The 10,573-nt window shown below is 69.2% G+C and carries 10 protein-coding genes; 7 read left to right on the top strand and 3 right to left on the bottom strand.

The window, feature by feature from the left end; translation table 11 throughout:
- Positions 1 to 113: 113 nt before the first annotated feature.
- Positions 114 to 1,076: an amidohydrolase family protein gene (locus ACFWYS_RS40055; protein WP_384780503.1), complete on the bottom strand. Its 963-nt coding sequence runs from the start codon at positions 1,074 to 1,076 to the stop codon at positions 114 to 116.
- A 72-nt stretch (positions 1,077 to 1,148) separates the two neighbouring features.
- On the bottom strand, positions 1,149 to 2,780 hold the full coding sequence (locus ACFWYS_RS40050) for an FAD-dependent oxidoreductase (protein WP_384780500.1): 1,632 nt from the start codon (positions 2,778 to 2,780) through the stop codon (positions 1,149 to 1,151).
- Between the two features lie 157 nt (positions 2,781 to 2,937).
- Here ACFWYS_RS40050 and ACFWYS_RS40045 point away from each other — a divergent pair, with 157 nt between their 5' ends.
- From ACFWYS_RS40045 to ACFWYS_RS40025, 5 genes are all read left to right on the top strand, one after another.
- Complete coding sequence (locus ACFWYS_RS40045) at positions 2,938 to 4,206, top strand: cytochrome P450 (protein ID WP_384780497.1); 1,269 nt, start codon at positions 2,938 to 2,940, stop codon at positions 4,204 to 4,206.
- A gap of 10 nt (positions 4,207 to 4,216) precedes the next feature.
- A complete protein-coding gene (locus ACFWYS_RS40040; protein WP_384780494.1) occupies positions 4,217 to 4,522 on the top strand; it encodes an antibiotic biosynthesis monooxygenase family protein in 306 nt (101 codons plus the stop codon).
- Between the two features lie 86 nt (positions 4,523 to 4,608).
- On the top strand, positions 4,609 to 5,118 hold the full coding sequence (locus ACFWYS_RS40035) for a MarR family winged helix-turn-helix transcriptional regulator (RefSeq protein ID WP_384780491.1): 510 nt from the start codon (positions 4,609 to 4,611) through the stop codon (positions 5,116 to 5,118).
- A 66-nt stretch (positions 5,119 to 5,184) separates the two neighbouring features.
- The gene (locus tag ACFWYS_RS40030) at positions 5,185 to 5,517 is read left to right on the top strand and encodes a DUF3817 domain-containing protein (RefSeq protein ID WP_384780488.1); all 333 of its coding nucleotides are present in this window, start codon (positions 5,185 to 5,187) and stop codon (positions 5,515 to 5,517) included.
- A gap of 75 nt (positions 5,518 to 5,592) precedes the next feature.
- Complete coding sequence (locus ACFWYS_RS40025; protein ID WP_384780485.1) at positions 5,593 to 7,293, top strand: methylmalonyl-CoA mutase; 1,701 nt, start codon at positions 5,593 to 5,595, stop codon at positions 7,291 to 7,293.
- 18 nt (positions 7,294 to 7,311) lie between these two features.
- Here the strand turns inward: ACFWYS_RS40025 and ACFWYS_RS40020 are convergent, their stop codons facing one another.
- A complete protein-coding gene (locus tag ACFWYS_RS40020) occupies positions 7,312 to 7,947 on the bottom strand; it encodes a TetR/AcrR family transcriptional regulator (protein WP_384780482.1) in 636 nt (211 codons plus the stop codon).
- A gap of 211 nt (positions 7,948 to 8,158) precedes the next feature.
- Between ACFWYS_RS40020 and ACFWYS_RS40015 the strand changes: the two genes are divergently transcribed.
- Both ACFWYS_RS40015 and ACFWYS_RS40010 read left to right on the top strand, forming a co-directional pair.
- Complete coding sequence (locus ACFWYS_RS40015; protein ID WP_384780479.1) at positions 8,159 to 9,133, top strand: tetratricopeptide repeat protein; 975 nt, start codon at positions 8,159 to 8,161, stop codon at positions 9,131 to 9,133.
- 661 nt (positions 9,134 to 9,794) lie between these two features.
- Positions 9,795 to 10,433, top strand: a complete 639-nt coding sequence (locus ACFWYS_RS40010) for a DUF6230 family protein (RefSeq protein WP_272121684.1) — start codon at positions 9,795 to 9,797, stop codon at positions 10,431 to 10,433.
- Positions 10,434 to 10,573: the final 140 nt, after the last annotated feature.

Below are 10,573 nucleotides of genomic sequence, written 5' to 3'. Positions count from 1 at the left end.
CGCGCGACCGGCGCGGTCGCCGGCTGTCGTCTCGCGGCCGGAGACAACTCGCACCCCCCCCGCGCCCCCCCCGCGGGCCCCCCCCCCCCCCGCCCGGCCCTGTCGTGCGAGCTTTACGAGCGCGCGAGCGCCGGCATCAGCCGCAGCGCGTTCTCCCGGTTGATGTCCTCAAGCTGCCGCTCCGAGAGACAGGGGTCGCCGTCCAGCGCCGGCATCACGCTGTCGGCGATGACATGGGCGGGGGTGGGCGGCCAGTCCGTGCCGAACAGGATGCGGCCGGGGTCCACCGTCGCCAGCAGGGTGGGGGTGGACGAGGGGGACATCGGGCCCGCCGTGTCGAAGTAGAACCGGTGCAGATAGTCACGGACCCGGCTGGGCTCGATCCCCGGGGTGAGCCGTCCGCCGAAGAGTTCGAGCCGGGTGGCCATGTAGGGGAGGAAGCCCCCGCCGTGCGGGAGGATGAAGCTGAGGTTCGGATAGCGGTCCAGGGTGCCGTTCCTGATGAGGTTGATGGCCGCGCGGGTGGTGTCCATCAGGAAGTCGCACACGAAGGGCGGCATCCCCGGCAGCCCCGTCCCGTCCTTCCCGGCCGGCACCTCCATGGGGTGCGTGCTGATGACGGCGGACCGGTCGTTCAGCTCCTGGAGCAGCCGGTCGTGCGACTCGTCCCCGAGGACCGCGCCCTCCACGCTCGTCCGCGTGCTCACCCCGATGGCACCGAGTTCGTCCAGACCGTGCCGGACGCTCCACGCGGAGAGCTCCAGGTCGTCGAGGAACACGGGCGTGAAGAAGGCGAACCGCGCGGGGTTGCTCTCCACGACGTCGGCGGCGGCCCGCAGTGCGACCCGGGCGCTCTCTTGGCGCTGGGCCCGCTCCCGGAACCGGCCGAGCATCGCGACGGTCATGACGGAGGTGCCGATGCCGGCCTTGTCCATGACCTCCAGCGCCGAGTTCAGATCCCAGCGCGTCCACCAGGGCAGTTTCTCCCGGTCGACCACGCCTTGTTGCTCCGCCCAGTCCAGCCAGTCGGGGGCGGTGAAGTGGTGGTGGACGTCGATGCGTCCGGCAAGGGTCATAACAACGTCCTCGGTGTGGGGTTCAGCAGGGGAAGGGAGGGGAGGGGAAGAGAGGGAAGTCAGGGCAGGCGGTCAGTCGCGGCAGAGCAGGGTCTGCAGCACGTTCGTCAGCACACGGTCGGCGTCCGGCATCGCGGCGTCCGCCCGCCAGGCGACGAAACCGTCGGGGCGCACCAGGACGGCACCGTCCTCGGCCGTGCCGTGCAGCTCCGCCCAGTCGGCGTCCCGTTCGGGGGCGAGGTCGTGATCGGGGCCCGTGCCCACGAGGTACGCCTCGACGGGAACGCCCAGGTTCCGCGAGGCCTTCTCCACGGCGGACCGCCACTTCTGCCCCCCGGACCCGGCGAGCAGCACGAAGGAACGCTCGTACAGGTCGAGCGTGGAGATCCGGGCGCCGTCCCTGGTGACCCACAGATGCGGTGCCCGGCTCCCCGGCTCGCCGCCCAGCTGGAAGGCGTCGGGGACGATCGGCCGCTCCGGCGGGGCGCCCACCACGGCGTTCGACGCGTACCGGTAGCAGAGGGAGACGGTCATCAGGTCGGCCGGGTCGTTGTTGCGCCCCGCGGCGGGACTGAATCCCGGGTGCTGCTCGTCGGCGGCCTGGACGCACGCGCGTGTGCCGGTCGCGAGGGCGACGGGCCTGCGCTCGCGCTCGTAGGAGTCGAGCAGCGGCAGCCCGGCCCAGCCGCGCAGCACCGAGGCCAGCTTCCAGGCGAGGTTGTGGGCGTCCTGGATGCCGGTGTTGGAGCCGAACGCCCCGGTGGGCGGCATCTCATGGGCCGAGTCGCCGGCCAGGAAGACCCGGCCCTCGCCGTAGCTGTCCGCGACCCGCTTGGAGGCGTGCCAGGGCGCCCTGCCCGTGATCTCGACGTCGATGTCCGTGACACCGACGGCGGCGCGGATGTGGGCCGCCAGCCTCTCGTCGGTGAAGTCCTCCAGGGCCTCGCCCCGGTCGGGATACCAGGGAACGTGGATCACCCAGCGCTCGGCGTTGTCCACCGGCAGCAGCGCGCCCTCGCCCTGCGGGTCGGTGACGTAGCAGACGACGAACGGCTTCCCTCCCACGTGGTTCTTCAGCGTCCTGCTCCGGAACGTGACGCTGACGTTGTGGAACAGCTCGCCCGGCCCCGACTGGCCGATCCCCAGCTGACCGCGGACAGGGCTGCGGGGGCCGTCGGCGGCCACCAGGAAACCGGCGTTCACGGTGTACGTCTCACCGGTGTCCCGGCGCATGATCCGGGCCTGCACGCCCTCGCCGTCCTGCGTGAACGAGAGCAGCTCCGAGTTGAAGCGGATGTCGGCACCCTGCTGCCGGGCGTAGTCCAGCAGCACGGGTTCGAGATCGTTCTGACTGCACAGGCACCAGTCCGAGGAACTGACCCGGGAGGTGTCCATGCCGCCGGCGATGTCCCCGACGATCCAGCGGCGCTCCTTCCCGGTGAGTCTGTCCACCTGGAGAATGCCGTCGTTGTCGGCGAGCACTCCGGCCGCGCCGCGAATGCGTGACTCCAGACCGGCGGTCCGGAAAATCTCCATGGTGCGCACATTGTTGCCGCGGCCACGCGGGTGCGTCGATGTGTCGGCGTGCCGCTCCACGAGCATGTGCTCAATTCCGAGGCGCCCCAGAAAAACCGAAGTGGAAAGACCCACCAGGGATCCGCCGACGATGAGAACTGGTACAGATTCCGCTTCGTGTCCACTCACGTCCACGATGCTTACCAGGAAGGCCTCCCGCCCACACGTCCTACGGCGACCCGACCCATATGGCGCAGTGCCGTTTGCGGCGCGCCGGTGCCCGGGAAACGGTGACTCTGACCGACGGAATCCGACCGCCGGAATCCACGCCTACCCGGGGACAGCCATGACGCAAGCGTTCGCATCCGAGGAATCCGAGGCACCGTCGTCCGAAGAGGCCGCGGCCGCGGCCTCGGCGTGCAGCCGGGAGTTCCGCGCCAACCCGCATCCGGTGTACGCCGCGCTCCGGGAAACGGCACCCGTGTGCCCCCTGACGCCGCCGCACGGCGTCGAGACGTACCTGATCACCCGGTACGACGACGCGCGCGCCGCGCTGGCCGACCCGCGGCTGAGCAAGGACATGTACGGCGCCATCGACGCCTACCACCGCATTTTCGGTGACTCGTCGATCGCGCTCGACGACAACATGCTCTTCTCGGACCCGCCGAAGCACACCAGGCTTCGCCGGATCGTCGGCAACACATTCACCCCGAAAAGGGTGGAATCGCTGCGGACGCGTGTTCAGGAGATCACCGACGAACTGCTGGACCAATGTCCGACGTCGGGTCCGTTCAACCTTCTCCCGGAGTTCTGCTTCCCGCTGCCGATGCAGGTGATCTGTGAACTCCTGGGCGTTCCGGAAAACGAACGCAAACGGGCGCAGGAATGGTCCGCGACCGTCGCGCAGACCGGTTTCGGACCGGAGGCGAGGAAAGCACTGGAAATCGCCGAGGGGAATCTCCGCGAGTATCTGGTGGACCTGTGCGCGCGGAAACGGCGGGAGCCGGAATCGGACCTGCTCAGCGCCCTCGTCACGGCCCAGGACCAGGAAGGCGCGCTCACCGACCACGAACTCGTCTCGACGGCCTGGGTCCTCCTCTTCGCCGGCCACAAGTCGACGGCGTACCAGATCGGCAACGCCGTCTACCACCTGCTCAGCCGGCCGGACCAGAAGGCGCTGGCACTGCGTGACACGGCCGGCATGACCGCGGCCATCGAGGAGATGCTCCGGTTCGAGACCTCCGTGGAGAACTCCACGTTCCGCTGGGCGAAGGAGGACATCGTGATCCGCGACCAGCTCATCCCCAAGGGTGCGCTCGTCCAGATCTCGATCACCGGCGCCAACCGCGACCCGGAGGTGTTCGCCGACCCCGACGAGCTGGACGTCCAGCGCCCGAACGTCCAGGCCCTGCATCTCGCCTTCGGCTACGGCCCGCACTACTGCGTCGGCGCCCCGCTGGCCCGGCTGGAGATGCAGCTCGCCCTCGGCACGCTGTTCGCCCGGCACCCCCGGATGACCCTGGCCGTCGCGCCGGAGGAAGCGCGCTGGATGACCGTGCCGTTCCCCGCCTTCCGCGGCCTCGCGGAACTGCCCGTCGTCCTCGACCCGTCCTGACGGGAGCGTCATGGAACGCGTACGCGTCATCCGGCTGCTCCATGTCCGGGACGGCCGGGAGGCGGACTTCGTGGAGTCCTATCAGGGCGTGCGCGACCGCGCCCTGAACTTCCCGGGCCACCTCGGCGAACAACTGTGCCGCTCCCTCGACGATCCGGCCCAGTGGCTGCTCACCAGCGAGTGGGACAGCCTGGAGTCCGTCCAGCAGTGGCGGACCGACCCCGACCACCGGAGCCTGGTCGAGCCGATGAACGCCTGTCTGCACGACGAGCGGTGGACGGCCGTCTTCCAGGTCAGGGAGACGGCGGGCACATAGCACCGGCGAGCAGGCCGTCGCAGGGCGATGGACCGAAAGGCGAGACGGGGCTGACCAGCATGTGACCGGCCGGTAAGGTCGGTTCCGTGCCGAAGCCGCTCAGTCTTCCTTTCGATCCCATCGCTCGCGCCGACGAACTCTGGAAGCAGCGCTGGGGCAGCGTGCCGTCCATGGCCGCCATCACCTCGATCATGCGCGCACACCAGATCCTGCTCGGCGAGGTCGACGCGGTGGTCAAGCCGTACGGGCTGACGTTCGCGCGCTACGAGGCCCTGGTGCTGCTCAACTTCTCCAAGGCCGGCGAGCTGCCGATGTCCAAGATCGGCGAACGCCTCATGGTGCACCCGACGTCGGTGACGAACACCGTGGACCGGCTGGTCAAATCGGGCCTGGTCGACAAACGGCCCAACCCCAACGACGGGCGCGGCACGCTCGCCTCCATCACCGACAAGGGCCGCGAGGTCGTCGAGGCGGCGACCAGCGACCTGATGGCGATGGACTTCGGACTCGGGGTCTACGACGCCGAGGAATGCGCGGAGATCTTCGCGATGCTGCGCCCGCTGCGGGTGGCGGCACACGACTTCGAGGAGAGCTGACCTCGGGGAACGACGAGCCGGGGCCCGGGGCAAGATCTCCCGGAACGGGTGGTTACGCTCGTACGCATGAAGAAGAGCGTCCTGACTCGCTACCGGGTGATGGCCTACGTCACCGCCGTCATGCTGCTCGTGCTGTGCACCTGCATGGTGTTCAAGTACGGCTTCGACACGGGCGAGGACCTCACCTTCGCCGTCTCGCAGGTCCACGGCTTCCTCTACATCATCTATCTGGTCTTCGCCTTCGACCTCGGCTCCAAGGCCAAGTGGTCGTTCGGCAAGCTGCTGTGGGTGCTGCTCTCCGGGACGATCCCCTTCGCCGCCTTCTTCGTCGAGCGCAAGGTCACCCGCACCATCGAGCCCCTGATCGGCGAGCCCGCCCCGGCCGTCGCCAAGGCCTGACCTCCACCGCCGTACGGCTGCGTACGGCGGTCTCTCATCGACGTTTACTAGGACGTCCTAGTAAAATCCGTGGGTATGGACGCTGACGCCATCGAGGAGGGCCGCCGTCGCTGGCAGGCCCGGTACGATGCCGCGCGCAAGCGCGAGGCTGACTTCACCACGCTCTCGGGGGATCCCGTGGAGCCGGTGTACGGGCCCCGGCCCGGGGACAGGTACGAGGGCTTCGAGCGGATCGGCTGGCCCGGGGAGTACCCCTATACACGCGGGCTGTATTCGACGGGCTACCGCGGGCGGACCTGGACCATCCGGCAGTTCGCCGGGTTCGGGAACGCCGAGCAGACCAACGAGCGGTACAAGATGATCCTCGGCCACGGCGGCGGCGGTCTCTCGGTCGCCTTCGACATGCCGACGCTGATGGGCCGCGACTCCGACGACCCGCGCTCGCTGGGCGAGGTCGGGCACTGCGGGGTCGCCGTCGACTCCGCCGCCGACATGGAGGTCCTGTTCAGGGACATCCCGCTGGGCGATGTGACGACGTCCATGACCATCAGCGGACCGGCCGTGCCCGTCTTCTGCATGTACCTGGTGGCCGCGGAGCGGCAGGGCGTCGACCCGTCCGTGCTCAACGGCACGCTGCAGACGGACATCTTCAAGGAGTACATCGCCCAGAAGGAGTGGCTCTTCGAGCCCGAGCCGCATCTGCGCCTCATCGGCGACCTCATGGAGCACTGCGCGGCCGGCATCCCCGCCTACAAGCCGCTGTCCGTCTCCGGCTACCACATCCGCGAGGCCGGCGCGACGGCCGCACAGGAGCTGGCGTACACGCTGGCGGACGGCTTCGGGTACGTCGAGCTGGGCCTCTCGCGCGGACTGGACGTCGACGTGTTCGCCCCCGGCCTGTCCTTCTTCTTCGACGCGCACGTCGATTTCTTTGAGGAGATCGCCAAGTTCCGCGCCGCCCGCCGTATCTGGGCGCGCTGGATGCGGGACGTGTACGGCGCGCGGTCCGAGAAGGCCCAGTGGCTGCGCTTCCACACCCAGACCGCGGGTGTCTCACTGACGGCCCAGCAGCCGTACAACAACGTCGTGCGTACGGCCGTGGAGGCGCTGGCGGCCGTGCTGGGCGGGACGAACTCGCTGCACACCAACGCCCTCGACGAGACCCTCGCGCTCCCCTCCGAGCAGGCCGCGGAGATCGCCCTGCGCACCCAGCAGGTCCTCATGGAGGAGACCGGTGTCGCGGGCGTCGCCGATCCGCTGGGCGGTTCCTGGTACGTCGAGCAGCTCACCGACCGGATCGAGGCCGACGCCGAGCGGATCTTCGACCGGATCAAGGAGCGGGGCCTCATGGCGCACCCGGACGGGCGGCATCCGATCGGGCCGATCACCTCGGGGATCCTGCGCGGCATCGAGGACGGCTGGTTCACCGGGGAGATCGCCGAGTCGGCGTACCGCTACCAGCAGTCGCTGGAGAAGGGCGAAAAGCGGGTCGTCGGCGTCAACGTCCACACCGGCTCCGTCACCGGCGACCTGGAGATCCTCCGTGTCGGTCACGAGGTGGAGCGCGAGCAGGTCCGCCTGCTGGCCGCGCGCAAGGCGTCCCGCGACGACTCCGCCGTACGCACCGCCCTGGACGCCATGCTGACCGCCGCCCGCACGGACGCCAACATGATCGGGCCAATGCTCGACGCCGTACGGGCCGAGGCGACCCTCGGTGAGATCTGCGACGCGCTGCGGGGCGAGTGGGGGGTGTACACGGAGCCGGCGGGCTTCTGAGACGGCAGGGGGGGACCGTCAGTCCTGGGCGGACTCCGTGGCCGCGCCCCTCAGCCCGAGGAGCAGCACCTGGGTGAAGCCGTGCACCCACTCCTCGTCCGCCGGGTGACCGCTCACCAGGGTGCGGTGGACCACCGCACCGGCCACCATGTCGAAGATGAGGTCGACCATGCGGGCGGATTCGGTGGGGTCGGTCTCCGGGGGGAGTTCGCCGCGGTGCTGGGCGCGGGTGCGGCCCTCCAGGACGAGGCACTTCTGGCGTTCGACGATGGATGCGCGGATGCGTTCGCGCAGGGCGTCGTTCCGGGTCGACTCCGCGACCACCGCCATCAGGCCACTTTTCGCCTCGGGCCGGGCCAGGATCGCCGCGAACTGGAGGACGACGCCCTCGATGTCGGCGGCGAGACTGCCCAGGTCGGGCAGCCGGAGTTCGTCGAAGAGCTCGGCCACCGCGTCGACCACCAGTTCGTGCTTGCCGGCCCAGCGACGATAGAGCGTCGTCTTTGCAACCCCGGCGCGCGTGGCCACGTCTCCCAGGGTGAGCTTGGACCAGCCCAGCTCGACCAGCGCCTCCCGCGTCGCGGCCAGGATCGCGGCGTCCGCGGCGGCACTGCGCGGGCGTCCCGGACGGGCGGCGGCGGTGCGGCTCTGCATCCCCTGACCATATCCGGGGGGTTCCTGTGTGGTCGTGAGGGAGATCACGGGTGGGTGGTGTTCCGGCGGACCCCGATGCCATTACGCTACGACTCGTAGCGAAAGCGACGACCACTGACGTGGGGTGGGGACCCGGCGTCGAACAGTGCCGGGCAAGCCCGGTTTTCACACCGCTTTTCACAGTGCGCGCCGAACGGGGGAGGATAGACGCATGCAGCCACGGAACATGTCCATGAGCGGAGTCGTCGACCTCGCCGCGGTGAAGGCGGCCCAGGAGGCCAAGGCGAAGGCGGAGCAGGCGCGCGCCGAGGCCGCCCGACAGGGCGGGGGCCCCGGCGCGGTGTCGCCCGCGGATCTCGTCATCGACGTAGATGAGGCCGGGTTCGAGCACGAGGTCCTTCAGCGGTCCACCGAGGTGCCCGTCGTCATCGACTTCTGGGCCGAGTGGTGCGAGCCCTGCAAGCAGCTGAGTCCACTGCTGGAGCGGCTCGCCGTCGAGTACAACGGCCGGTTCCTGCTCGCCAAGATCGACGTCGACGCCAACCAGATGTTGATGCAGCAGTTCGGCGTGCAGGGCATCCCCGCCGTGTTCGCCGTCGTCGCCGGGCAGGCGCTGCCGCTCTTCCAGGGGGCGGCCGGCGAGGCGCAGATCCGCGAGACGCTCGACCAGCTCGTCGCCGTAGCCGAGCAGCGCTTCGGTCTCACCGGCCTCACCGTCGATCCCGACGCCGAGGCGGGCAGCCGGCCCGCTCCGGCAGTGCCGGCCGGTCCCTACGACGCGCTGCTCGAAGCCGCCGTACAGGCCCTGGACGCGGGCGACTTGGGCGGTGCGATCCAGGCGTACACGAACGTACTGAACGAGGACCCGGCGAACTCGGAGGCCAAACTCGGGCTCGCCCAGGCCGAGTTGCTCCAGCGGGTGCAGGGTGCCGACCCGCAGCGGGTGCGCAAGGAAGCCGCCGAGAAGCCCGCCGACGCGCGGGCGCAGATCGCCGCCGCCGACCTGGACCTGGTGGGCGGCCATGTCGAGGACGCTTTCGGGCGACTCATCGAGACCGTGCAGCGCACGGTGGGTGACGACCGGGACACCGTACGGATTCGGCTGCTTGAGCTGTTCGAGGTCGTCGGCGCCGATGACCCGCGGGTGGCGGCGGCGCGCAGGGCGTTGGCTCGTGCGCTGTTCTGACCGGGTCCGGGAGCGGGGCGCGAGCCCCGTTCTGACCAGTCACTAAACGCGAGGGCACGTGTTGCCCGAGTGAAGGATTTGCCGACGGAGCGTCACTGCGGCCGCGCTTTACCAAATCTTGGTAATCGCGGCCGTAGTTACTGCGGGTAAGTCGCAGGCTTCTTTCTGTCAGAGACTGTCCGTTGATTCCTGGATTTGTCCGGTCGCTGGACAGCACCCTGTGTCGCTGTCCGAGACCTGCGGGTCGTTGTTCGGTTATCCGGCCGTTACTACTGAGTAACGAAGCCCCTTGTGCGGGCGGCGAGAATGCACCACGATCGGCCACGCTCGGTCCATTTCCGCACCCCGACAGCCGGTCGGGTCACGGGAGTTCCTGGGTCCCCACCGAGCAGAGTCGGCGGCAGTGGCGCCGGCTCTTGGGCAGGGGGGTCTTCGCTCATCCGGCGAAGCCTGTCCAGCAAGGTTGTGCGTGATGCGTGTCAGGCGCGACCAGTGGTTGTCGCTCGGGGGTGATCGCCGGTGATTCGGGCGCGGTTGTGCCTCCGAGTTCGGGCGCTCTCCTTCCCGAGGACGTAGCACTTCTCCCATCCCTGCCCGGCTGAGCCGTCGAGCCGACAGTGGCAGCCAGGGCCAGGAGATGTACGTCCGAGAAGGAGGAAATATGGAGTCCCAGGTGCGTGGCGGGACCAGATGGAAGCGGTTCGCTGTGGTGATGGTGCCCAGCGTCGCCGCTACGGCTGCGATAGGTGTCGCCCTCGCGCAGGGCGCTCTCGCCGCGTCGTTCAGTGTCTCCGGCCAGTCGTTCAAGGTCACGACCGACAAGCTCGTCGGTAACGGTTTCTCGCAGTACGGCGCTCTTGACGAGGGCTACACGCTCTCCGGCAAGAAGACGGTTCACCCCGTCGCCGTCTCGGGCTTCAAGACCGCGACGATCAACAGCCTGTGCCAGTCCGTGGTCACCCCCGACATCCCGATCCTCGGGAGTGTCAGCCTGATCCTGCGGGCGGGTGAAGACCCGAACAAGCCGGTCGAGGCCAAGAACCTGTACATCGACGTGGCCGACCTTGAGGCCGACGCCACGTTCGAGAACATCGACATCGGTGTGGCCGCCAAGGACGCCAGCAAGGGTCCGGGCATGAAGGGTGGCGGCGAGCAGTCGAACCCCTTCGGGTTCGCCCAGCAGGCCGACAAGGCCACGCTGGTCGGCGTGAAGCAGACGGCGTGGGCCACCACTGCCGGAACCTTCAAGCTCAGCGGTCTGAAGATGTCGCTGTCGACGGGTGTCAAGGAGTGCTACTAAGCACTCTCTGACGGGCGGGGGAGCCGTTGGCGCCCCCCCCCCGCCCCCCACCCCCCCCGTCGTACCACACCGTCACCCCCGCCCCACCACACCCCCCCCCCCACACCCCCGCAAACCCCGCACCCGGGGCAGTTTTCCAG

It is taken from the genome of Streptomyces sp. NPDC059010 (assembly GCF_042740355.1).
In the GTDB taxonomy this organism is placed as follows: domain Bacteria; phylum Actinomycetota; class Actinomycetes; order Streptomycetales; family Streptomycetaceae; genus Streptomyces.
This window is presented reverse-complemented; position numbering and strand designations above follow the sequence as displayed.

Bases quoted from the DNA above. Each gene is read 5' to 3' on its own strand.
- ACFWYS_RS40030 (WP_384780488.1), top strand. From the start codon at position 5,185: ATGAAGAAGAGCGTCCTGACTCGCTACCGGGTGATGGCCTACGTCACC.
- ACFWYS_RS40025 (WP_384780485.1), top strand. From the start codon at position 5,593: ATGGACGCTGACGCCATCGAGGAGGGCCGCCGTCGCTGGCAGGCCCGG.
- ACFWYS_RS40045 (WP_384780497.1), top strand. From the start codon at position 2,938: ATGACGCAAGCGTTCGCATCCGAGGAATCCGAGGCACCGTCGTCCGAA.
- ACFWYS_RS40015 (WP_384780479.1), top strand. From the start codon at position 8,159: ATGCAGCCACGGAACATGTCCATGAGCGGAGTCGTCGACCTCGCCGCG.
- ACFWYS_RS40055 (WP_384780503.1), bottom strand. From the start codon at position 1,076: ATGACCCTTGCCGGACGCATCGACGTCCACCACCACTTCACCGCCCCC.
- ACFWYS_RS40010 (WP_272121684.1), top strand. From the start codon at position 9,795: ATGGAGTCCCAGGTGCGTGGCGGGACCAGATGGAAGCGGTTCGCTGTG.
- ACFWYS_RS40020 (WP_384780482.1), bottom strand. From the start codon at position 7,947: ATGCAGAGCCGCACCGCCGCCGCCCGTCCGGGACGCCCGCGCAGTGCC.
- ACFWYS_RS40040 (WP_384780494.1), top strand. From the start codon at position 4,217: ATGGAACGCGTACGCGTCATCCGGCTGCTCCATGTCCGGGACGGCCGG.